Source organism: Ancylomarina euxina, from assembly GCF_003863355.1.
Lineage (GTDB): Bacteria > Bacteroidota > Bacteroidia > Bacteroidales > Marinifilaceae > Ancylomarina > Ancylomarina euxinus.
The window spans coordinates 60344-85088 of the sequence record NZ_QQWG01000020.1 but is presented as its reverse complement, the minus strand read 5'-3'; the positions used below and the strand labels follow the sequence as shown (position 1 = coordinate 85088).

The window sequence follows — 24745 nt, the reverse complement described above, 5'->3', positions numbered from 1 at the left end:
TCGTTACTCTTTAAATAAACAAATCATACATTTTGGTTTGGTAGTTCAGTTGGTTAGAATACATGCCTGTCACGCATGGGGTCGCGAGTTCGAGTCTCGTCCAGACCGCCAAAATAAGAGTTTTGATTCGTTACTCTTTAAATAAACAAATCACACATTTTGGTTTGGTAGTTCAGTTGGTTAGAATACATGCCTGTCACGCATGGGGTCGCGAGTTCGAGTCTCGTCCAGACCGCCAAAACATAAGCCTTCGATTCTTTTGAGTCGGAGGTTTTTTTTTATTAAAAAATTCTCCGCATATCTAAACGAAAACTTAACCTTCTTTAACTTGTGTTGACTCCCCTTAACTAAAGAAAACGCTATGTTTGTAGTGTAGAACAAAACTAATTTTTTCATAATTAGAGCTGAGCCAACTCCAAAAAGCTCAGCAAGTTTTTCATAGGTTAGATTTAGGTTAGTTGAAAACTCAGGTGGGGACCTGAGTTTTTTCATTTTATACCAAGCCCTCATCCCTCTCTATTATTTTTTCTGAAATTCAATTTCTCTTCTGAATCATTCCAAATAATTTCAGACATAAAGATCCCTTATTGGATTTTTTTTCCCATTTTTAATAGAAAATTACTATGTACTAAGACTTTAAATCAGATGAAAGATCTAAAATCCGCAGATCACATACAGGATTTGCAATTCTTTGGAGAATTTGGCGGTGTTAATCCTTCTATATGCGACTCGTCGACTTTTACTTTCTTACAGGCTAAAACCATGGCTGATGTGTTTGATGGAAAAATTGAAGGCTGTTATTTATACTCCCGCCACTGGAACCCAAGCAATCTTTATCTCTCAAAAGCGCTTGCCCAGTTGGAAGGCACCGAAAGTGCTCTGGTTACAGCTTCAGGGATGGCAGCTATTAGTTCAACACTCTTGCAATTGTGCAGCGCTGGTGATGAAATCGTATCTAGCAGAACCATTTATGGTGGCAGTTATGCGCTCATGAAAAATTTTCTTCCCAAGCTCGGTATCAACACCAAGTTTGTTGACACCACTGATACCCAACAGGTCAGAAAGGCCATAAGCAAACAAACCAGGTTGATTTATTGCGAAACCATGAGTAATCCCATGTTGGAAATTACAGATATTAGAGAACTTACCAAACTTGCAAAAGCAAATAACTGCCTTCTTGTCGTTGACAACACCTTTTCTCCACTCATTTTTTCGCCTGCTGAAATGGGGGCTGATATTGTGATTCATAGCTTAACCAAATTTATCAACGGCATGAGTGATTGCGTTGCTGGTGCCATCTGTGGAAGTCAGGAATTCATCAACTCATTATATGATGTCAATTCAGGTTCGGCCATGCTTCTGGGCCCCGTACTGGATAGTCATCGATCGGCTAGTATTCTGAAAAACATGAAGACTTTGCACATTAGAATGCAACAACATGCTCGCAATGCCTTAAGTCTTGCCAAGAAACTTCAAGCGGATGGGTACCGAATCATTTATCCGGGACTGGACAATCATCCCCAGTATACTTTGCTGAAAGAAATTGCTCATACCAAATATGGAGCAGGCGCCCTTATGGTTATAGATTTAAAAGAAAAAGAAAGGGCGAATCGCTTTATGGAACTCATGCAAGAAGCCAATATCGGCTATCTCGCCGTTAGTTTAGGATCATATAAAACCCTTTTCAGCGCGCCTGGTGGCAGTACATCATCCGAAATACCAGAACATGAAAGAATGCAAATGGGGCTTACTGATGGGCTCGTACGTATTTCTATTGGCTTAGATGACGATATTGAGAGGACCTACGAAAAAATAAGCCAATGTCTTGACATTGTTCATCCAAAATCCAAAAACAAATAATATTAAGTTTATTTTCATAAATTACGAATCAATTCACTAACAATTGACCAATCATGCAATTAGAAGTATTTGACATCCTATGGAAGGCTTACAGCCTGCAAAATCCTTCAGTACAAGCGATACACGACTTGTTTACAAAAGAGAATGAGCAAGTTATTAATGACCATATCGCTTTCAGAACTTTCGACGATGCCAGAATGAATATTAAGGTGTTATCAAAAAAATTCATCAAACTGGGTTATATTCCAAAAGGTGACTATGTTTTCGAGGATAAACATCTGAATGCCATTCATCTTGAACATCCTACAATTGAGAATGCTCCTCGTGTATTTATTTCGGAACTCATTCTTTCCGAATTTTCAGCGGAATTTCGAAAGACTGTCAAAAAAAGAATCAATTCGGTAGGCAATGCCTATTATGCCGATCCCGATTTAATTTACAAGGGCTCCGTTTGGGGAAAACCATCTTATGCCGATTACCAGTTTCTTCGTAAAGAATCGGAATATGCGGCTTGGCTTTATATTCATGGCTTTAGAGCCAATCATTTTACAGTGAGTATTAATGCCCTTAAGAAATACAACAGCATAGAAAAAGTCAATCAATTTATTAAAGACAGCGGCTACGAAATGAATACAACGGGTGGAGAAATCAAAGGCGTTCCAGAAAAATTACTTCAGCAATCATCAACTCTAGCCGAGATAATTCAAATGGAATTTGAGGAAGGAACATACGAAGTTCCAGCTTGTTTCTACGAATTTGCCATACGATATCCCGATACCAATGGGGAACTCTTCTCAGGCTTTATAGCGGCCAATGCCAATAAAATATTCGACAGCACAAATTTTAGATAAAAAAAGACAACAGTGATTATAAACAATGAGAAGCAAAGCTAATATTAGGCTTTGCTTTTTCTTTTTATCTAAATATTGACTTTTATTAGGTCTTTAAAAGAACGACACTCTTATATTTGCAAGACGAAACAACTAAATTCAACATTGTGAAAACATTACAATCTCCGCTGATAATACTATGTCTTTTTCTATCAGCCTGTAGCAGTTCCAAACAAGCACTTCCCATTGAAACTGGTGTAGCCAAAACATTGGCAGAATACAGAAAAGAAACTATTTCAGATCTGGAATATCAATTACAATTCAACATTCCTGAAGGAAAATCGGATACGATAACAGGAAGAAACTCAATCACCTTCAATTTAAAATCGGTAAAACAAGATTTGCAAATTGATTTCCGTGAAGATTCGAGCCTGATTAAATCTGTGACAAGTAATGGAAAAGTATCTGCTTACCAATTTCTATCAGAACATCTGATTATCCCAAAATCAGAATTACATGAAGGTCGAAACAGCATTGATATTGAGTTTACTGCAGGAAACACATCACTTAATCGCAACGATGAATTCCTATATACCTTATTTGTTCCAGATAGAGCAAGAACAGCCTTTCCTTGTTTCGATCAACCCAATATGAAGGCTAAATTCCAATTGAATTTGAGCGTCCCTTCACATTGGAAAGCTATGGCAAACGGAAAATTGAATTATAAAAAGGATGAAGGAAATAGAAGTCTCTATAGCTTTGCCCAAACAAAAGCCTTACCCACTTATTTATTCTCATTTGTTGCAGGAAAATTCGAAACCATCACACGCGAGCACAATGGACGTGTACATACCATGTATCATCGTGAAACTGATCCTGAAAAGTTAACTAACAACACCGATGAAATCTTCCGTTTGTTATTCGAATCTTTAGATTGGTTAGAAGACTATACGGATGTTCCCTATCCCTTTGCTAAATATGATATTGTTGTGATTCCATCATTTCAATACGGAGGAATGGAACATACTGGGGCCACTTTGTATAACGCTTCAAAAATGTTCCTGGATAATGATCCAACACAGAATAGTTTATTGGGTCGAGCGAACTTAATTGCTCACGAAACGGCACATATGTGGTTTGGTGATTTGGTAACCATGAAATGGTTTGATCAAGTTTGGCTAAAAGAGGTTTTCGCCAATTTCCTTGCTGATAAAATCACAAATCCAAGCTTTCCGGATATGAACCACAAACTAAAATTTCAGATGGCTCATTTCCCTAGTTCATATCGTATAGACAGAACTACCGGGGCCAATCCAATCAATCAGGTTTTACCCAACCTTAAAGATGCAGGAAGCGTTTACGGAAGCATCATCTACCACAAATCGCCCATTGTGATGAATATGTTGGAGAATATTACGGGTGAAGAAGCACTGAAACAAGGCCTGCAAAGCTATATGAAAACCTACGCTTATGGCAATGCAAGTTGGGAAGATTTAATATCTATTTTAGATGAAGCAACGCCGAGTAATTTAAAGGAGTGGAGCAAAGTTTGGGTCGATAAAGCAGGCAGAGCTCGCATTTCAACTGCATTGATCAGTGAAAATGGAAAAGTTAAGCAATTGAAACTAGTTCAGAAAGAGGTTAATGGAGCCGATGGTGATTGGACTCAAGATTTAAATGTGATTCTTGGTTACAAAGAGGAAAATATACCGATTCAAGTATCAATGGACAAGCCTCAGGTTTCAATTGAAGAAGCAAAGGGCATGGATATTCCCGATTATATTATACCCAATGGAAAAGGCAATGCTTATGGATTTTTCAAGTTAGACGAAAAATCAAAGCAATACCTACTTGAAAATATCAACCAAATAGAGAATGATTTGGTAAGAGGAATCGCCTGGATCAATCTTTACGAAAACCTACGAGAAGGTCAAATCGATGGAAATGATTTTGTTCTTGCCATCGAAAAAAATCTGGATAAAGAGAATAATAATCTAATCTTAGAGCGTATGCTCTCCTATTTACAATCCACTTATTGGTTAGATTTGACTGTCGAGCAAAGAAAGTTAATCGGCAAACAACTGGAAAAAACGCTTGGGATTCGATTGAGTTCTGAAAAGGACATGAGCAAGAAGTCGAGCCTATACTCGGCACTAAGCAATATAGCTGAAACACCAGCTTTACTGGATCAACTTTTCAAAGTATGGAAAGAGGAGATCACATTAGGTGATTTTAAACTTTCAGAAAGCAAAGCAACTACTTTGGCGTGCAACTTAGCCATTAAAATGCCAAACAAGGCTGAAGAGCTTGTTAAGACACAAATTGAGCGAATCAAAAACCCTGATCACAAAAAGCGTATGCAATTTGTTGCTCCTGCCCTTTCTGCAGATTCTCTAGTACGCAAAGCCTTCTTCGAAAGTCTAAAACAAGAAGAGAACAGACAAATTGAACGTTGGGCATTGGAAGCTCTGGGCTATTTGAATCACCCTCTTCGGGAAAAAGAAGCACTAAGTTACTTGCCTCAAGCCTTAGATTTATTGAAAGAAATTCAGGTGACTGGCGATATTTTCTTCCCTTACAATTGGTTAAGCACCAGCTACAGTGGTCTTCAATCAAAAGAAGCAGGAGATATCACCCGCAAATTCTTAGAAGAACGACCTGATTATCCGGAAAACTTGAGATTGAAGATTCTTCAGGCAGCTGATTTGGTGCTGAGGAAAAACTAAGACTCAAGCTTATAATAGACATGGCGTTCCAGATTATTGGAACGCCATTTTTATAAACTACTTACTACAACAATGTCTTAAAAAAAATACATTGTTGTTTGCAGACAACTCAATCAACAAAGCGTAAACAGCCATTCCCCTTGCCTAATCCTCATATTATAGCGAAGTTTGGCCTTGTTCAGAAAAGGAACACACAAAAACTCAAACACACAACAAACAAAATGAAAACACCCATTATTGCTCTCATCCTAAGCCTATTTTTGGCATTTAGTTCTCAGGCTAAAAACAAAACTGTAAAAACGGATTCTGTTGAAATCATCAAAGATTTTAATAGCGCCTTTAAATTCCAAAACTATTACATCAGTGCACAGCCCAGTCTGGAAGTCCTGCGTTGGTATAAATCGCAAGGCGTTAGTTCCATTATTAACCTACGCACCGAGAAAGAGAATCAGGACTTTGCCACTTATGCCTTCAACGAAAAAAATATGGCCAAAGAATTGGATTTAGACTACTACAGCTTGCCTATAGGGGGGATTAAAGATTATACTCCAGAGAATTTAGAGGCCTTTGCTAAATTAATTGAAGGAGATAAAAAGCTACTGATCCATTGCCGCAGCGCAGGTCGGGCAACCACGGTTTTCATGGCTTACCTGATTAAACACAAAGGCTATTCGGTTAACGAGGCAGCCAAAGTAGGTCGTCAGCTTAAATTCTCCTTGCCCTTAGAAAAAGTACTTGGCAAGGAAATCAGTCTGGAAATAGAGGACTAGTTTCCAAGAATTATTCTAAAAAAAACAAAGCCATTCTCTAAGGGAAATGGTTTTTTTAGTGACATCTTCTTTTACTCAACGATTAGACTTATTCTTTAGCAAGTAAAAATTCAAGAGGAATGTGCAATCTATCTCTCCAGGCGTTCTCATCATGCTTAGCACCCTCGAATTTTTGGGTCATCCAATTCATATTTCGATGATAGCCACGTTCTTTCATCAGGCTGTCAGCTATTAACTGATAAGGTTCATAAAGCGAATCAAGCGTTTTCGTTCCGTAATCGAAATAGATTTTGTGCGTTTGTGGGTCAGGTAAATTCTTTTCAACATACCTAAGAAAAACACCATCAATCGCTAGCCAATGTGTCGACAGGCAGGCTGCACCTCCAAATACATCGGGGTATTCTGAAATAGCATAACAGGATATTAAGCCTCCCATGCTCGATCCTAATATAAAGGTGTTATCACGATCAGCTTGAGTCCTATAGGTCTTATCAATAAAAGGCTTGAGCTCTTCTACCAAAAACTTAAGGTATTCATCTGAAAGAATCTTTCCCTTAAACTTATCTGGACGATCTATCAACTTCAATTCATCCTTTGGTTTATTGGGCATATACTCGAGCGAGCGGTTGTTTGTATGACTAATACCCACCACAATCACGGGTCTAATTTTATTAGCCCTAATCAAATGATCGACCGTCTCATCAACTCCCCATTCTTGTTTATTCCAGGTTGAAGTACTATCGAAAAGCATTTGTCCATCGTGCATATAGATAACAGGATAAGATTTCTTAGCCTCATAGCCAGCAGGCAACATCACCTTGACATCACGAGCCGGAATATATTTAGACTGAAACGCCAGATAATCGTTAAAGCTAAGGGATTTTCCATTATGCTTATTACAGGCAAATAAACTGCAGGTAAAGATCAAAAGCAGGACTAAATTTTTCATGTTTATCTTATTATATCAATAGGATTGCTTATCATGAAAAAAAGCCATTCCCCTAAGAGAATGGCTTTTCGAGGGGTACCCACTTTCCGTAAAAAACGAAAAGCAAATTACTTCACATATACTTTATATTCCCACGCCTTTAGAGACATTGGTGTTTCTTTAGTAAGTTCTTGCTTCTCTTTAGTGAAAAAGTCGCTATAAGCACCAGCATAAACCTCAGTGTTTAATTTCACGTCAACAGCATTCTTGCTTAGGTTAAGAACCACTAGAATTTTGTCGCCGTTTTTCTCACGAGCAAAGGCATAAACCGATTCGTTCTTATCTGTAGCGATGCGAACCAAATCGCCACCCTGAGCCCCATTTAATAAAGCTTTATTGTTGGCCTTCAAGCTCATCAATTGGGTATAAAAAGGAACCAACTCCTTATTGTTCCAATCTATTTCATCCTTCTCGAAAAACTTCAAGCGGTGACTCAAGCTAGCCTCTTGTCCTGAATACAACATTGGCATACCTGGCATTGTAAACGTTAGTACAGCAAAAGCATTCGCTGCCTCTCCCATTCTTTCCTTAACGGTACCCGCCCATGAATTTTCGTCATGATTGGTAATGAAGTTCATCAGGTAGTTATCCTTCTGGTAAAGGGTATCGATTTTTGCAAAATAAGCATCAATCTCGTTGACATTTTTCTCACCCTTGGCTATATCGTTCATAAGGTGGTGGAAATCCCAAGCATATCCCATATCGAAAGCAGACTCAAGCAATTCTGGTTCCCAAGCCTCAGCCAACATAAACACAGGCTTGATTGCGTCAAGCTCCTTGCGTGCTTCGTTCCAAAAATCAGTTGGTACCATGGCAGCCATATCGCAACGGTATCCATCAACATTCGCTTTCTCAATCCAGAATTTCAAAGACCCCTTCATATACTCACGCAAGTCCTTATTGTCGAAGTTTAAGTCAGCGGTATCCGTCCAATCCGTTCCTGCAGGAATCTGAATCTCACCTTTTTCATTTAGGGTGTACCAATCTTTATGATCTTTCATGATCACATTATCCCATCCCGTGTGGTTGGCTACCCAGTCAAGAATCACTTTCATTCCCAAATCCTGCGCTTGTTTTACCATGATTTTCAAATCCTCAATGGTTCCATAATCAGGATTAACAGCACGGTAGTCTGCTACAGCATAACAAGATCCCATGTTTCCCTTGCGATTCTTTTCAGAAATCGGGAAAATAGGCATTAACCAAAGGATATCAACACCCATCTCCTTAAGACGAGGCAAGTGATTTGCAAAAGCATTAATGGTTCCTTCAGGTGTGTACTGGCGAATGTTCACCTCGTAAATGTTCGCATTTCGTGTCCAGTCCAAATGCATGTCGGCAGACTTGGCACAACATGATTCTGTCTCTTTTGAGCAACATTCTTTCTTTGCCTTAGGTGTGTTTTGGCAAGACATAAGTAAACTTGCCATCAAAAGCAGGCTTAGTGTTGAATTGACTATTCTGTTCATATGTTTATATTTATTATTTCTATTTAAAATCGAGTTTATGGTAATTAAATAACCACCTCCCCACGTTCCTCGGGTACTCCTCCTAAAAAAAAGGAGGAGAAATTTCATGAAATCATATTCGTATATCGCAAAATAAGCTTGCGCACTTTGCGCGACACTTAGCGTTCTTTGCGGTTAATTACAAAGTTTGCTCAAGTAATACGATATCGAATTTGGTATCCAAAACAATTTTAGAATCAATCACTTTTGCTGTTTTCCCCGAATAGGCATCTCTTAATTGAATTCCGTCTTCAAAACCTGCGACAGGAATTTCTTTCTTGCCTTTCATCAAATCAAGAGCTACAACCACATAGTCACGATAGTTTTCCTGAGCAAAGCTTCTTGCAAAAACATAGGGCTTCTCAGAGATCATTTGATGGACACCTGCACCTACAGCTGGATGATTTCTACGAAATTGACCAAGCTTTTGCCAATGCTGCAACAAGGCTTGTGTTTTGGCATCCTTGGCAATGTCTTCCCAGTTCATGAACGAACGCAATGTGGCATCACCTTCAGTACCTTCAATTTCCAAAGAACGAGCTGACTCATCGCCATAATAAACCTGCGAAGTTCCAGGACAAAGCAAGAGCTTGGTTGCCGTTTCGTAGGTTTTGCTTCTCGAAGAATCGAAAGGACTACCATCGTCATGCGATGTCATGTAATTTAATACACCTGCAGTTTTTAATTCTTCATTCAAAATAGTAGAATAGCGAGAGAATAGATCCTCATAGCCTACCAATGCATTGTACTTAAACTCGAAGTTGATCATGCTATTAAAACCATAATCGTAGTAGTTTACCTGCTTGTCTCCAAAATCGAAAGCTTTAGCAGCACTGATATTGAAATTGTAAACCTCACCTACCAAATAAAAGTCATTGTCATCCAACACTTTTTCAGGATGATTCTGTTTCCAGGTTCTAAAGGCATAATCGCATTCCTTTTTCAGATCAGCCCAAACTGATTCTTCTGTATGCTTTACAGTGTCGCCTCTGTAGCCATCAATTCCAAACTCTATGATGTAATCACACATCCATTTTATCAAATGATATTTTGGTGTTCTAGGGTAGCCTGTTCTTGCAAAGAAGGCATCCAACTCTGCCATCTCATCATCGTAACGACCTTCAGCTTTCCATTTTTTTGCTAGCTCAGATGGAATATTAACCTCTTCCATGCTTTCTGTTTTTACATCAGGTAAGTTGCTGGTCAAAGTACATTCTATGGTGTTTTTATAACTGGTGTAGTCACAAGTCGGACAAGTTCTTACCCATGATTCCTCCCAGGCTGGATCCTTTTCAGTAGCTGGTCCTGTATGGTTAATCACACCATCCAATAAAATTCGAATACCATGAGCATGAGCCGTTTCAACAAGCTCAGCCAAGTCGGCTTTTGTTCCGAAGTTAGGATCTAGTGCCGTCCAATCCTTAGCCCAATAGCCATGGAAGCCATAGGTAGCACCTGTTCCTTCATCTATTGCACCGTGAATTTGCTCCGTAATGGGTGTCATCCAAATGGCATTTATTCCCAGATTATTAAAATAACCTTCTTTAATTTTTTGAGTCACCCCTTTGATATCACCCCCTTCAAAACCACGTAGTTTTGCAGTTTCCTTTGTTCTATCAAAGTTGACATCATTAGACTGATCACCATTGTTAAAACGGTCAGTCAATAAGAAATAGACATTGGCACCGTCCCAAATAAAGGGGGCTTCGTTTGTCTTAGCTTGCTTGTCGGCATTAACACAGCCGCCCAAAGCCAATAGCAGCGTCAGTAGACTAATTAATTTTGTTTGAAGTTTCATATTATATAGCGTTTCAAATATTTAAAAACCTGTCAGGTTTAGTTGTTATGTTTTGATGACAAGGTTGTTTTTGGTATTAGAGGTTACAACAAACCACCTCCCCCTCGTTCCTCGGGTACTCCTCCTTAAAAAAAGGAGGAGAAACTAATTGATAATTTATTTACAATTTTACATTCACTGAGGTCTTGTCACCAGAGGTGATTTTCACTTTTACTGATAAAAGCTTCTTCTCGGCATTCCAGCTGAAATCTGTTTTTTTGCCTGCCAACTTCACCTTCTTAGGTTGCTTGGCTATATTGTGAATGATGAGTTCAAATTCACGATCCACAGCAACAAAACGCTCCCCTTTTTCTGATTCAAATCCAATTTGTAAATTCTTCTTGCTTGTATGAGAAGTAAAGTTAATCAATTCGTAATTGCCTTTTTCAAAAGCTTCAGGTGTTGAACCATCATCATCGAACAAATAGCCTTTCCCCGTGTCAACTGCATTCGAATGATAATAATGCAGATCGATATGCTTACCGGAATAGTCAACAGTTGACTGCACCAATTTCGCAAGTGGCACAAATGATCCTGCTCGTACATATACAGGAATATGATCTTCAGCAACCTCTACTTTTTTGGCTGAACCACCTTCAATCATTTCATCGGTATAGAAATCGAACCAGGTATTGTTGGCTGGAAAATACACTTCACTTTCAGTGACTTTGGCATCGGTAATTGGTGAAACTAAAAAGGCATCACCCCACATATACGTATCTGAAAGATCAAAAAGCTTGGCATTGTCCTGCTCCTCAAAAAACAGAGGACGCATTAAAGGCATACCTAAAACCGAATTTTCATGAGCCAAAGAATAATTATAAGGCAACATGCGATATCTCAACTCAATAGCTTTTTTAGCCAAGGCTTTGGTTTTTGCTTCGCGAAACACGGGCTCCGAAGGCACATCCTCCTGTGCATGTGGTCGAAAAATTGGTTGGAATACACCGTACTGCAACCAACGTGTATACAATTCATCATCCAAATTGGCACCAGCAAAACCACCCAAATCGGAGTGCATATAAGCGATCCCCTGCAGTCCCATTTGTAATGAAATCTCTGTTTGTGGTTTTAGTCCATCCCATGAACGGCTCACATCACCCGACCATGGAATCATGCCATAGCGCTGAGATCCAACGGCACCCGCTCTCATTAAAATGAAAGGTCGCTGATTTGGAAAATCTTTTTTGTAGCCTTCGAAAACCAACTTAGCCCACTGGTGCCCATAAATATTATGAACCTCATCGGCAGATCCATTGATATGCTTCAAGTCTGAAGGATGAACCTCTGGTTCGCCTAAGTCACCCCACCAGCCGCCAACACCATTGTTGATTTGTTCCTTGTAAATATTCCAAAACCAATCCATGGCTTCAGGCTTGAAAACATCAACCAGTCCGGTATTTCCGAAATAGAAATCGTATTTGAATGGATTTCCCAAAGAATCGGTACCCAATACTTTATTTTCAACTGCCTCGTCCCATCTTTTCGATGTGGTCAGAACGAATGGCTCCGTAATCAGAATGGTTTTAACCCCCTGCTGATTAAAATCAGCCATCATTTGTTTTGGATTAGGAAACGAATCCCTTAAAAATTCCAAGGTTCCCATATTCCCCTTCATATCTTTCCCAAACCAGAACAAGTCCAAAATAATCGCATCCAAGGGAATGCTATCTTTTTTGAATAGCTCTACAGTAGCTCGTGTTTCCTCTTCGGAGTGGTAACCAAAACGACTTGAGAAATTCCCCAAAGCCCATCGAGGCAGTAAGGGCTGTTTTCCTGTCAGATCCGTAAACTCTTTCATGAATTCAGGCCAGGTATCACCTGCAATCACCTGATAAGTTTTTCTTCCCGAAATGGTTTCGTAGGCTAGGGTATTATTTTTTTCACTATCCAAATCCAGAAAGCCAATGGGTGCGTTGTCGAAATGAACCGCATATCGCTTTGATGAAATCACCAAAGGCATGGTGTAGTTCATCAACTCGGAACGGGTTCCATAACCATAGTGTGCCCTGTTGTAAAGCTGAAGTCTGTAACCACGACGGTTCATGCCCAATACTCGGGCACCACCACCCATTAGGGATTCAGTGTTATCAAGGTTGAATTCGATGCTTTCATTGTCCTTTGAAGCAAAATAGCCTCGCTTTTCCGAAATCAGCTGCTTTCCTTTGTAAATGTAGCTAATCTGAAAAGGGGATTTGCTTAACAAGACAGTCATTCCTGAACTGGCATAAACCAATTCAGACTTACTGTCAGTCAATTTAGCCTTAACGTCTTCTGACTTTAAAACAACGGCATGCGATTCAGGATTAAAACTTTCGCCATTAGGAATAAAGCTTGTTTCAACAATATTCTCATCGTAAAACTTGACCTGGTACTGACCATCGTTGGTCTTTACAAGCAAATGTTCACTTTTTAACTCGTGACTCTTATAAATACGTTGTATATTCTGTGCTGTCACAATTCCGGAAAGGAATACAAGTAAACACAGAACTTGAATCTTTATAAAGAAATTCTTTCTCATTTTATATTATAGTATCAAACACCATATACTTAAACCCTGACAGGTCTATCTCGAACGATCGGGACTGTCTGGATTTTAATTTAACTCCTGTATATAAATCTGCGTCAAGTTATTTTTCTACAGCTTCAAAATCACCTTCCTATTTAAACGCTGACAGGTCTTCGACTCTGTCAGGTTTTAAATCAACGCATCATCACATTATCGTAATTCCAAAATCATAACTGATTTTGCAGGCACTTCAATCGTGCTGATATCGTTTAATTTCTCATCGGTCATCACATTCTTGGCAGATATGAAACCAGACATCACTTCGTCGAATCTTTTACGGTCGACTGTTTTAGCCTTATCTTCATCGTTATTCATGATAACCATGATGGTTTTCTCTTCATTGGAACGGAAGTAGACGTAAGTTTCATCTTGAGGAACAAAGTGCTTCAGTTTGCCAGTGTGCAATACAGGATTATCCTTACGGTAATTCAAGAGCTTCTTTAAGAAATCGAAAGCTTCATTCTCACGTTCTGTTCTCCCCTCTTTGGTAAAGGCATTTCTCGCATCGCCTTCCCAACCTCCAGGAAAATCGATACGCATCACACCATCTCCATCAGATTTGCGACCTTCCATCAAGATTTCACCTCCATAATACAGTTGAGGAATTCCACGAGTGGTCAATAAAAAGCTCATTAGCATTTTATATTTACGCATATCACCATTCAATACCGTCATCATTCTGTCGGTATCATGATTCTCCATGAAAGTAAACAGGTTCTCAGGATGTGGGTAGAAATAATCAAATGACAACGAGTTGTATAAACGAATCAAACCTTTATTCCAGTTTTCCTTCTCATCAAATGCCTTGGTCATGGCTTCCAGCAATGAGAAATCCATCACACATGGCAAGTTTGAATTGTAGCCATCGTGATTTAAAGCATCCTCCTGCCAGTACGAAATTTCGGCAGCGGTACTCAACCAGGTCTCACCAACCACATTGAAATTAGGATATTCGTTCATAATGGCAGCGGCATAAAGAGCCATCGCATCTTTATCGTTATATGGATAGGTATCAACACGAACACCACCTAAATCGGCAAACTCAATCCACCAAATGGTATTCTGAGTTAAATAAGTTAAAAGTAAATCGTTCTTTTGATTCAAATCTGGCATGCTGGTATCAAACCATCCATTAAAATTTAAATCGTAATCGACTTTTGATACATAAGGGTCATTGGTTGTGCTCTTTCGATGATTCGAATTGGTAAATGTTGGGAAAGTATGTACCCAATCTTTTGATGGTAAATCTTTCATCCACCAATGTGCTGATGCAGAATGGTTGGTTACAATATCAATAATCAATTTAATGCCACGCTTTTTTGCTTCAGCAGACAAACGAGCATAATCTTCATTCGTGCCATATCGGGCATCGATCTTATAAAAATCGGAAATAGCATAAGTATGATAAGACACCTTAGCCATATTATCTTCCATCAAAGGTGTATTCCAAATAGCTGTAATACCGAGCTCTTGCAGGTAATCCAAATGGTTGATGATACCTTGGATATCACCACCATGACGGCCATCAGGATTTTCTCTGTCTAATTTGTCATTCATTCCATCAACTGAATCGTTATCAGGATTTCCGTTGGAGAAACGGTCGGGCATGGTGAGATACACCACGTCGGAAGTATCGAAACCTTTACGCTGAGCAGAACCAGCTCTTCGTTGTTTCAATTCGTAATTGTAAGTCGCTTTTGTTTTACCTTTATTGGTGAAAAGGATATCAAAAGTTCCGGCTTGAGCCGATTTATTGATCAAAAGGTCAAGAAATAAGTAATTGGGATTATAAGTCTTGATGACTCTTTCAACGGTCACCCCGGGATAATCGATTGCAACTCGACAATCAGAAATATTTTCGCCATGAATCATGACTTGTAGTTTGGGGTTGGTCATATTAGCCCACCAAAACATGGGTTCAACATGATCCAATTTTATTTTCCCAGCAAAGGAAGACGTACCACATATAAATGTGAGACTTAGTGCGATTAATAAGGTTTTTAATCCATTCATGGTTCGGTTGTTGTTTGTCCGACAAACATCGGAAGCTTGATTGTTGAGTTGTTTGATTAGCGGCCGATATAAAATGAAATATAAGAGCTTAATCCTATTTCGTATTACCTAAAAGGTAAAAAAAATTGGCTTGCAATCCTTGTTCTTATACACAATTCAGCAAGCCACTTTTTCATTAGAGTTATTCGTTTTCTATAACCAGACTACTGCTCTTCTCTATTTTATATTCATCATCTTTTATAAAGATTGAAACGTCTTCACCTTCTTCATTGATCACGCCAACTTCGTCAGCTGAAACAAAAATATTAAGTAGGTTCCCACGGAATAAAACTTTAAAAGAATAAGATTTCCATTGTCCAGGAATAAGAGGTTTCAGGCTAAGTTGTCCATTAACCACACGCATACCTCCAAAACCTTCTACAATCGACATCCATGTACCAGCCATACTGGTAATATGTAAGCCTTCGTGAGCTTCACGGTTGTAATCATCAAGATCCAAACGAGAAGTTCTTAAATACATCTCATAAGCACTATCGATATCACCAATCTTAGAAGCTAAGATCGAGTGAATACATGGCGATAAAGAAGACTCGTGAAGTGTTCTTGGCTCGTAGAAGTTATAATTCTTCTTGATGGTTTCCAAGTCGTAGTTCTCTTCGAACAAGTAAACACCCTGAAGAACATCGGCTTGTTTGATGAAACATGAACGAAGAATTCTATCCCAAGACCAGAACTGGTTAATCGGACGGAATTGAGGATCCAAATCAGAAGCCATCAATTGTTCCTTATCCATAAAACCATCTTGCTGCAAGAAAACACCTGTTTCTTTCTCGATAGGGAAATGCATGTTCTCAACAATATCGCTCCATCTAGCCGTTTCTGTTTCGAAATCGAAATTCAGATTTTCGATAATTTCTTCGTAACGGACAGGATTACTTTCCTTCACATATTTAAAGGCTTCCTGAGTATAAGACATACACCAACATGCAATGGTATTGGTATACCAGTTGTTGTTCACGTTGTTTTCGTACTCATTCGGTCCGGTTACGCCAAGCATCACATATTTATTTTTCGCTGTAGAGTAAGTTACTCTTTGGCTCCAAAAACGTGAAATACCAACCAAAACATCCAAACCATATTCAGCCAAATACTTTTTATCATCGGTGTGACGGATGTAGTTGTAAATGGCAAAAGCAATGGCTCCATTACGGTGAATTTCTTCGAAGGTAATTTCCCATTCGTTATGACACTCTTCACCATTCATGGTCACCATAGGATAGAGAGCAGCTCCATTTTTGAATCCTAATTTCTCAGCATTCTCAATCGCTTTTTGCAATTGTTTATGACGATAAATCAAGAGATTACGAGTCACCTCAGGACGAGATGTACTCAAATAGAAAGGCACACAGTATGCTTCAGTATCCCAATAAGTACTTCCACCATATTTCTCTCCGGTAAATCCCTTAGGACCAATATTCAAACGCTCATCTTCACCAGTGTAAGTTTGATTTAACTGGAAAATATTGAAACGAATAGCTTGCTGAGCAGCTACATCACCTTCAATTACAATATCAGAAATTGACCATTTTTCAGCCCATGCCGCAACATGCTCTTCCAATAAGGCTCCATAACCTTTTTCGAAAGCAGCAGCAGAAACTTTAGCAGCATTGCCACTAATTTCAGTTTTACTGTGATTCAATGAGCTTAATACACTTACATATTTGTAAAAACTAAGTTCATCACCTTGCTCAACATTAAATTCAATGCTATTAGCAACATATTTTTCCTTTTCGATGATATCAGCTGTAGCTGCAACATCCTGTCCATTCTTTAAAACCTGATATCGCATGTTCATACAAACATGAAAATCAAGCTTCTTGGTACGTGCAGTAATGTAGGCTTCACCAGTCATCGACTTGGTATTTAAGATATCCCAAAATTTCTCATCATAGTTCGAGTCTTCGTTCTTAACGTCGGCATCGATATACGAATTGAAACTGATTTTGCCATCGAAATTAAGAGCAGTAACCGAGTAGCGAATCACACCAACTTCAGTAGTTACAATACTCAAAAAACGTTTGGCTTCGATCTTCACCTGATTGCCATTACTCAATGTAGCCACAAAAGATCGCTCTAATACGCCTTCTTTCATGTTAAGAGTACGAACAAATTCGCTCACCTTACATTTTGCCAAATCAAGCATCTCTCCGTTTATTTTAACGTCGATACCAATCCAGTTTGGCGCATTAAGCACCTTGGCAAAATATTCTGGGTAACCATTTTTCCACCAACCCACTCTGGTTTTGTCTGGATAATATACCCCAGCAATATAGGTTCCTTGTAGAGTCTCTCCGGAATACTGCTCTTCGAACATGGCACGATGTCCCATGTTTCCATTTCCAAGACTAAATATACTTTCGGATGACTGGTGATTTTCAGGTTTAAACCCTTCTTCAATTATACACCACTCATCATGCTTTAAATACTCGTTCATTTTACTTTAATTTTAGATTACAGCACCAATAATAAATTGAAAACCGATAGTAATCTGCTACTTAAAATCGTAAAAGGCTTAATAGCCCCAATACTACTTATTCAAACCAGACTCCATAGTCTCAAAAGAAAAACCTTCGAAACCAGGAACCACAAAATTGGCTTTGTTTAAAACATCAGGAGAACCAATTCCAACACATCGCATGCCTCCGTTAATTGCAGCTTCAACACCAGCTTCAGCGTCTTCAAACACCACACAATTTGCAGGTTCAAAACCTAAAAGCTCTGCTCCCTTCAAAAACACTTCAGGATCAGGCTTAGCCTTACTAACATGAGTACCATCAACAATCGCGTCGAAATATGAGGTTAGTTTCAATTGCTCAAGAATGGTCATGGCATTCTTGCTTGCAGAACCTAAGGCAATCTTAATCCCCTTGGCTTTTAAGTCTTCGAAGAAAGTCTTCACCCCTGGAAGAATTTCATCAGGTGTCATCTTTAGAATGTATTCTAAATACTCCTCGTTCTTTTTAGCAGCCAACTTCAATTGAGTTTCCTGATCAAGATCTACGCCACCAATTTCCATTAGAATCTCCAAAGAACGCATACGGCTAACACCTTTTAAACGTTCGTTATCCTCCTCTGTAAAATCGAAACCCAATCCATTGGCCAAGCTTTTCCAAGCTATATAGTGGTATTTAGCTGTATCAACTACAACACCATCTAAATCAAAAATACATGCACTAATCGTTTCCATCCTAACAAACATTATAATTTAACAGCTTTATTTTGCTTTACAAAGGCAACTGAAATTGCCCCTAACAACATCGACACTCCAGCAATTATCATGATGTAAATTGCTTCTCCGTCAAAAAAGTATCTTAGTATTTCACCAGCAATGATCCCACTAATGATTTGAGGTCCTGCAATGGTGAAATTGAATATCCCCATGTATACACCCATTTTATCAGCTGGTAATGAATCAGACAAAATAGAATATGGCATGGCTAAAATCGCAGCCCATGCGATTCCTACTCCTACCATTGAAAACAGCCATAGAGAAGCACTGGAAGGCACATCAACTTGTGTTATCAAAAGATTTAAATGAATGATTTCACCTCCACTGAATAGATAGGTTGATAGATACCCAATACCTCCAAGTAATAATGATATGGCATAAACATTTTTCCTTCCAAAGCGATTGGCAAGATTTGACATTACAACTGAGAATATAGCCGCAAAAAGACTATAACCTCCAAACAGAATACCAACCCAATCTCCAGCATCCTGAAAGGATTTAGAAGAAACATCATCTATAGAACAACCCCAAGAATGTTGAGCCAAAGCATAAGTTGTATACACCCACATCAAATAAAGGGCAAACCATGAGAAAAACTGAACTACAGCCAATTGCATCATCGTTTTAGGTGTTTCCTTTAGAAGTTTTAGAAAACCAGCTAAAGAAGCTTTTTCCTTCTTTTCCTTAGATACAACTTCTAAGCCTTTATACTCGGCATATTCTTCTGGCGGATATTCCTTAGTTCGAAACACAGTCCAAAGTACTGATAGAAGCAACATACCACCACCAATATAAAAAGACCAGATAACGGATGAAGGCACACCACCATCGGGATCAACATTGCTTACTCCAAGAACATTGGTTAATACGAATGGCAAAATAGAACCCAGCACTGCTCCAGTATTAATTAGAAAACTTTGGATTGAATATCCCGTATTCCTTTGTTCTTCAGGAGTCATATCCGCTACAAGTGCTCTAAATGGTTGCATGGTAATATTAAATGAACCATCCATTAAAGCAAACATCACAGCCCCAAATACCAGAGGTGGCATAATTTTGACAGCGATGCCAGCATTAGGCATAAAAAACATGGCTAAAGCAGCAATTATAGCACCTCCTAAAATGTAAGGGCCTCTTCGACCGAAACGATTCCATGTGCGATCACTAGCTCCACCAACAATTGGCTGAACAATTAATCCCATAACGGGGGCGGCCAACCAAAAAAGTGATAAATGGTGTAAGTCGGCACCTAAACTGGACAAAACACGGCTTACATTAGCTCCTTGCAACGCAAAACCCATTTGTATCCCTAGGAATCCAAAACTAACATTCCAGATTTGCCAAAAATTTAAACGAGGTTGTTTCTTCATTAGATTTTCATTTTGTATCACACGACACATTTAAAATTGAATGAGACATACTTTTAAAAACAGTGCTATCGAGAACGATAACAATCATTTGCAAAAAAATATCGATTGGATCGAGACACACATAGACTAACTCAGCATGTGTCACCTTAAAATAAGGATACCAATCCCAATGAAACAGAGCTAAAGCTCAGTTTTGAGATCAATAATAAAGGAAGTAATTAAATATTATAGTCGGAATAGAGGTTTCCCTCTGGAATTCAAAATTAGATTAAATTTTACAGAATATCAAAAAAACGAAGTTGCAAGAGATTCAAAATGCCTATAAACATTGAACTAAATCGCATTTCAAACGGTTGCGAAGAAGACAAAAAAAAAAGAAAAAAATATTATTGAAGACCTAGATTATAATCATTTCATAATTGAAAACTGAAAATCTAATAAAAAAAGAGTATTTCTAGTCAAACTCTAAAGTTGAATTGAAATACTCATAATAAATCTTAAGATTCTACTTCGTTGACTCTCGAACCACCAATGATGTTTTAACAACACGAGTAACTGGCACATAATCCATATGCCCTTCTTTTATTCTTTCGAGCAGTAATTCAGTTGCTTTTAATCCAACTTCATTACCATGTTGTTCCAAAGTCGTTAATGCTGGGTCAGTAACTCTTGATACCAAGCCATCAGTAAAACCAATGATAGATATATCTTCTGGAACACGTAAACCTGCTTTTTTAACGACGCTTAATGCTCCTGCTGCTGTCAATTCATTTACAGCAAAAATCGCATCGGGACGTTCAGAAAGACTTAATAATGAAGGAACCAATTCTTTGGCCTCATCAAAACTATCACACTTCATAATCAAATCTTCGTCGATAGCAAGTTTATTCTTAATCAGTGCCTGACGATAGCCCTGCAACCTATTTTGTCCTAAAAGCATATGCTGAGGAGCCGATAAATGAGCAATGCGCTTACATCCTGACTCAATCAAGTGTTGAACAGCTGAAAAAGCACCAGCATAATCATCAACAATAACATTATCAGAAGAAACCTCATTGCAAATCCGATCAAAAAACACAATAGGAATTCCATTATTTCTTAATTCACGGAAGTGGTCGTAGTTCTTAGTCTCTTTCGACATAGACACCAAAACACCATCAACACGGCTAGACAAGAGAGCCTGAGTGTTATCCATCTCACGATCAACAGATTCGTTTGACTGGAAAATCATCACATTATATCCCGCCTCGTGGGCAATTTTCTCGATACCACTTATAACAGAAGAAAAGAAATGATGAACAATTTCAGGAATCATCACACCTATTACATTACTCTTACTATTACGCAAACTTAAGGCAACTGCATTAGGTTTATAATGCCAGGCCTTAGCCAAAGCATTAACTGCCTCTTTTGTTTTTACACTAATATCAGGATGATCTTTTAAAGCTCTTGAAACAGTTGAAGCTGAAATACCTAATTCTTTCGCAATATCCTTAATCGTTACCTGTCCGCTTCTCATATATTCCCTTTTTTTAAACTAAAACAACACATCCTAACAAGGCTGTAAAAGCCCTAAAGATAAGACTTTAATAAGATTTTAATCTACACTCTTCATGCGTAAATATAAGAATAAATCAACAATTAATTTGCACTATCAACTCACACACGCATACAAACATATAGACATTGACATATCACGCGTTTGCGGTGACGTTTGCGGTGATTTAGGAGCTTTTTCATATCCATTCAAATAAATGATTAATGACACGCTTTTACCTTTACAGCCGAAATAATTAAGGCTAACTATAGATTTAGATAACAACTAATTTACAATAAAGGAAGATTCATAGTCGGAAACAGTGAGTTCAATAATTGTAATAGGGTTTCTAAATTAAAAACATGATAGAATAATGGAATAGAGTAGTACTAATCTCGTAAACGATTTAAAATTGAGTTCTACCTCAAAATCATCATCTCAAACTTCTTATTTACATTAAATTAATATTTATGAAACTTAACATTAGTATGTTCAGAAAACTGCTTCTATTGTTGGTTATGGTATATTCTTTTACCATTGCACAAGCTCAGGAAAAAGCAGTAACTGGTACAGTCACCGATGCAAACGATGGCATGGGAATCCCAGGTGTATCTGTAGTTGTTAAAGGGACTACTACAGGCACAAGTACCGACATTGATGGTCACTTCTCTGTCAATGCCGATGCCTCTTCCACTTTAGTATTTTCATTTATTGGATACAAAAGTCAGGAAATACTGGTTGGCGCTCAAACTCAATTTAATATTGTTTTAGGTGCTGACGTCGAAAACCTTTCCGAAGTTGTGATAATTGGTTACGGACAAGTTAAAAAAGAAGACGCGACAGGTTCGGTTATTGCTATAAAATCAGATGACTTTAACAAGGGATCCATCTCTTCACCACAGGAACTACTAACAGGTAAGATGCCAGGTGTAACCATTACCTCAGGAGGTGGCGCACCAGGATCTGGTTCAACCATTCGTATCAGAGGAGGGTCCTCTCTCTCTGCCAGCAATGATCCTCTTATTATTATTGATGGTGTTCCAGTAAGTAGCGATGCCGTTTCGGGTATGCGTAACCCATTAAACACGATTAATCCAAACGATATTGCATCATTTACCGTATTAAAAGATGCCTCAGCAACAGCTATTTATGGTTCAAGAGCTTCTAATGGTGTTATTCTTGTAACAACTAAAAAAGGTAAAAAGGGACAGGATTTTAAAGTAAATTACTCTGGTAATGTTTCTATAAACACGGTTGCAAAACAAATTGATTTACTCAATACTGAAGAGTTAGGAGAAGTTATTCAACAATATTCCCCTGATAAAATAGATCTCTTAGGTACTGAAAATACTGACTGGCAAAATGAAATTTTTGAAACTTCAATAAGCCACGATCACAACATTAACTTTTCTGGTTCAGAATTTAACACACCTTATCGTGTTTCTATTGGGTATACTGATCAGGAAGGTATTTTGAAGACTTCAAATTTAGAACGTTATACAGGAGCATTAACCTTAAATCCAACATTCTTTGAAGATCACTTAAAATTAAACCTTAACGCAAAAGGTTTATATATTAAGAATCGTTTTGCTGATACCGGAGCAATAGGTAATGCCCTTGCATTTGACCCAAGCCGTCCTGTAAAATCAGACGACACAAAATACAACAAATACGGTAACTACTACACCTACTTCAATGGTGATGTTAGAGACGTATTGGCACCTACAAATCCATTAGCTCTTTTAAATCAAAAAAGTAATACCTCTGAAGTGAGACGTTTCATTGGTAACACTCAAATAGATTATAAGTTCCATTTCTTACCAGAACTTAGAGCCAATTTGAATATGGCATACGACTACTCAAAATCAGAAGGTGATGTCATAGAAAATGCAGAAGCTGCCTGGACCGAATCCAATAACGGAAATGGTTCTAGAAAAACTTATTCACAAGAAAAGAAAAACGAATTAGTTGAATTCTATTTGAACTATAAAAAAGATTTAGAGCAGTTTGATTCAAAAATTGATCTTGTTGGTGGATATTCATGGCAACATTTCTGGAGAAAAGATGCTAATGGTGCAACCAGTACATTTGATCAGTCATTCGAAAAATCTCCTGCTTCACAATCTGGTACTGAAAATTACTTAGTTTCATTTTTTGGACGTATGAACTATACTTTCAAAGATCGTTACTTATTAACATTCACTCTTCGTCAGGATGGTTCTTCAAGATTCTCAAAAGACAAGCGTTGGGGACTTTTTCCATCTGCTGCTTTTGCATGGAGAATGAATGAAGAACTTTTCTTACAGAAATTTGAACAATTATCTAACTTAAAATTACGTTTAGGTTATGGTGTAACAGGTCAGCAAGAAATTGGACAAGGAGATTACCCTTACCAGGGGATTTATAACATCGGTAATGACCAGGCTCGTTATCAATTTGGTGATACTTACTACAACACAATCCGTCCAAATGCCTACGATGCGGATATCAAATGGGAAGAGACTACAACTTATAATATTGGTTTAGACTTTGGTTTCTTCAACAACCGATTAAATGGTAGTGTAGATGCTTATAAGCGTAAAACTAAAGACCTGATTAACGAAATTGATGTCCCAGCAGGTTCAAACCTTAAAAACCGTGTTGTTACCAATATTGGTTCTCTTGAAAATGAAGGTCTCGAGATTGCTTTAAACGGGATTATTATTGCAAATGATGACTGGAATTGGGAATTGAATGCTAATGCCGCTTACAATAAAAATGAAATCACCAAATTAACCGACTCTAACGATCCGAACTTCAAAGGTGTCTTTACGGGTGGAATTGCTGGTGGTACAGGAAACAACATTCAAATTCATAGTACAGGACATGCTGCAAATGCATTCTATGTTTATCAACAAATGTACGATGTAAATGGAAAACCTCTTGAAGGCGTTTATGTTGACCGCAATGGAGATGGCCAAATTACACTTGAAGGAGATCGTTATATCTACAAAAAACCATCTGCTGATTGGACTTTCGGATTTGGATCTAATTTGGGCTATAAAAAATGGACACTATCAATGAATGCCCGTTTGAGTTTAGGAAACTACGTCTACAATAACATTGAATCAGACAAAGGTCATTTCGAAGGCGTTGTTAGCTCACTTAACAACATCACTAACCGTGTGGCTGATGCCAATGACGCGAAGTTCTTTACTGCTCAATACCACTCTGATTATTTTATTCAGGATGCTTCATTCTTTAAGCTGGATAATATCACTCTAGGTTATGATTTAGGTAAAGTTTGCCAGGATAAACTGAATATCTATTTGTATACGACTGTTCAAAACGTATTCACAATTACAGATTACAAAGGATTGGATCCTGAAATATATGGTGGTATTGACAATAATATCTACCCAAGACCAAGAACATTCCTATTGGGAGTAAACGTTAATTTCTAATGCAT

General features: G+C 38.2%; 14 protein-coding genes and 2 tRNA genes. 7 read left to right on the top strand and 9 right to left on the bottom strand.

The features are described 5' to 3' along the window. Window positions 1–34 precede the first annotated feature (34 nt). From DWB61_RS15330 to DWB61_RS15305, 6 genes are all read left to right on the top strand, one after another. Window positions 35–111, top strand: a tRNA-Asp gene (locus DWB61_RS15330). 50 nt (window positions 112–161) lie between these two features. Beyond that, window positions 162–238, top strand: a tRNA-Asp gene (locus tag DWB61_RS15325). A 407-nt stretch (window positions 239–645) separates the two neighbouring features. After that, on the top strand, window positions 646–1860 hold the full coding sequence (locus DWB61_RS15320) for an aminotransferase class I/II-fold pyridoxal phosphate-dependent enzyme (protein WP_125031794.1): 1215 nt from the start codon (window positions 646–648) through the stop codon (window positions 1858–1860). Between the two features lie 53 nt (window positions 1861–1913). After that, entirely contained in the window at window positions 1914–2711 is a 798-nt protein-coding gene (locus tag DWB61_RS15315; RefSeq protein WP_156190268.1) for a DUF1338 domain-containing protein, read from the top strand. A 146-nt stretch (window positions 2712–2857) separates the two neighbouring features. Next, the gene (locus DWB61_RS15310; protein ID WP_158614443.1) at window positions 2858–5416 is read left to right on the top strand and encodes a M1 family metallopeptidase; all 2559 of its coding nucleotides are present in this window, start codon (window positions 2858–2860) and stop codon (window positions 5414–5416) included. Between the two features lie 221 nt (window positions 5417–5637). Beyond that, the gene (locus DWB61_RS15305) at window positions 5638–6186 is read left to right on the top strand and encodes a protein tyrosine phosphatase family protein (protein WP_125031791.1); all 549 of its coding nucleotides are present in this window, start codon (window positions 5638–5640) and stop codon (window positions 6184–6186) included. Window positions 6187–6274: 88 nt separating this feature from the next. Here DWB61_RS15305 and DWB61_RS15300 read toward each other — a convergent pair whose 3' ends face one another. The 9 genes from DWB61_RS15300 to DWB61_RS15260 form a co-directional block, all read right to left on the bottom strand. Further along, complete coding sequence (locus DWB61_RS15300; protein ID WP_125031790.1) at window positions 6275–7135, bottom strand: alpha/beta hydrolase; 861 nt, start codon at window positions 7133–7135, stop codon at window positions 6275–6277. A gap of 107 nt (window positions 7136–7242) precedes the next feature. Beyond that, window positions 7243–8643 carry an alpha-amylase family glycosyl hydrolase gene (locus tag DWB61_RS15295; protein WP_125031789.1) on the bottom strand — a complete coding sequence of 467 codons (1401 nt, stop codon included), beginning with the start codon at window positions 8641–8643 and terminating at the stop codon, window positions 7243–7245. Between the two features lie 178 nt (window positions 8644–8821). Continuing rightward, entirely contained in the window at window positions 8822–10480 is a 1659-nt protein-coding gene (locus DWB61_RS15290) for an alpha-amylase family glycosyl hydrolase (RefSeq protein ID WP_125031788.1), read from the bottom strand. Between the two features lie 160 nt (window positions 10481–10640). Continuing rightward, window positions 10641–13040, bottom strand: coding sequence for a glycoside hydrolase family 31 protein (locus tag DWB61_RS15285; RefSeq protein ID WP_125031787.1), 2400 nt, complete (start codon window positions 13038–13040; stop codon window positions 10641–10643). A 198-nt stretch (window positions 13041–13238) separates the two neighbouring features. Further along, entirely contained in the window at window positions 13239–15101 is a 1863-nt protein-coding gene (locus DWB61_RS15280) for a glycoside hydrolase family 13 protein (protein WP_125031786.1), read from the bottom strand. 181 nt (window positions 15102–15282) lie between these two features. Next, window positions 15283–17595, bottom strand: coding sequence for a glycoside hydrolase family 65 protein (locus DWB61_RS15275; protein WP_125031785.1), 2313 nt, complete (start codon window positions 17593–17595; stop codon window positions 15283–15285). 93 nt (window positions 17596–17688) lie between these two features. Then, window positions 17689–18348 carry a beta-phosphoglucomutase gene (gene pgmB / locus DWB61_RS15270; RefSeq protein WP_125031784.1) on the bottom strand — a complete coding sequence of 220 codons (660 nt, stop codon included), beginning with the start codon at window positions 18346–18348 and terminating at the stop codon, window positions 17689–17691. An 11-nt stretch (window positions 18349–18359) separates the two neighbouring features. Further along, window positions 18360–19760, bottom strand: a complete 1401-nt coding sequence (locus tag DWB61_RS15265; RefSeq protein WP_125031783.1) for an MFS transporter — start codon at window positions 19758–19760, stop codon at window positions 18360–18362. A gap of 505 nt (window positions 19761–20265) precedes the next feature. Beyond that, complete coding sequence (locus tag DWB61_RS15260) at window positions 20266–21279, bottom strand: LacI family DNA-binding transcriptional regulator (protein WP_125031782.1); 1014 nt, start codon at window positions 21277–21279, stop codon at window positions 20266–20268. 488 nt (window positions 21280–21767) lie between these two features. Here DWB61_RS15260 and DWB61_RS15255 point away from each other — a divergent pair, with 488 nt between their 5' ends. Then, complete coding sequence (locus DWB61_RS15255; RefSeq protein WP_191984786.1) at window positions 21768–24740, top strand: SusC/RagA family TonB-linked outer membrane protein; 2973 nt, start codon at window positions 21768–21770, stop codon at window positions 24738–24740. The last annotated feature ends 5 nt before the right edge of the window (window positions 24741–24745 follow it).

What these genes read in the sequence shown, in the direction of transcription:
- DWB61_RS15320 (WP_125031794.1), top strand. Translation starts at nt 646, where the DNA reads ATGAAAGATCTAAAATCCGCAGATCACATACAGGATTTGCAATTCTTT.
- DWB61_RS15315 (WP_156190268.1), top strand. Translation starts at nt 1,914, where the DNA reads ATGCAATTAGAAGTATTTGACATCCTATGGAAGGCTTACAGCCTGCAA.
- DWB61_RS15305 (WP_125031791.1), top strand. Translation starts at nt 5,638, where the DNA reads ATGAAAACACCCATTATTGCTCTCATCCTAAGCCTATTTTTGGCATTT.
- DWB61_RS15300 (WP_125031790.1), bottom strand. Translation starts at nt 7,135, where the DNA reads ATGAAAAATTTAGTCCTGCTTTTGATCTTTACCTGCAGTTTATTTGCC.
- DWB61_RS15295 (WP_125031789.1), bottom strand. Translation starts at nt 8,643, where the DNA reads ATGAACAGAATAGTCAATTCAACACTAAGCCTGCTTTTGATGGCAAGT.
- DWB61_RS15290 (WP_125031788.1), bottom strand. Translation starts at nt 10,480, where the DNA reads ATGAAACTTCAAACAAAATTAATTAGTCTACTGACGCTGCTATTGGCT.
- DWB61_RS15285 (WP_125031787.1), bottom strand. Translation starts at nt 13,040, where the DNA reads ATGAGAAAGAATTTCTTTATAAAGATTCAAGTTCTGTGTTTACTTGTA.
- DWB61_RS15280 (WP_125031786.1), bottom strand. Translation starts at nt 15,101, where the DNA reads ATGAATGGATTAAAAACCTTATTAATCGCACTAAGTCTCACATTTATA.
- DWB61_RS15275 (WP_125031785.1), bottom strand. Translation starts at nt 17,595, where the DNA reads ATGAACGAGTATTTAAAGCATGATGAGTGGTGTATAATTGAAGAAGGG.
- pgmB (WP_125031784.1), bottom strand. Translation starts at nt 18,348, where the DNA reads ATGGAAACGATTAGTGCATGTATTTTTGATTTAGATGGTGTTGTAGTT.
- DWB61_RS15265 (WP_125031783.1), bottom strand. Translation starts at nt 19,760, where the DNA reads ATGAAGAAACAACCTCGTTTAAATTTTTGGCAAATCTGGAATGTTAGT.
- DWB61_RS15260 (WP_125031782.1), bottom strand. Translation starts at nt 21,279, where the DNA reads ATGAGAAGCGGACAGGTAACGATTAAGGATATTGCGAAAGAATTAGGT.
- DWB61_RS15255 (WP_191984786.1), top strand. Translation starts at nt 21,768, where the DNA reads ATGAAACTTAACATTAGTATGTTCAGAAAACTGCTTCTATTGTTGGTT.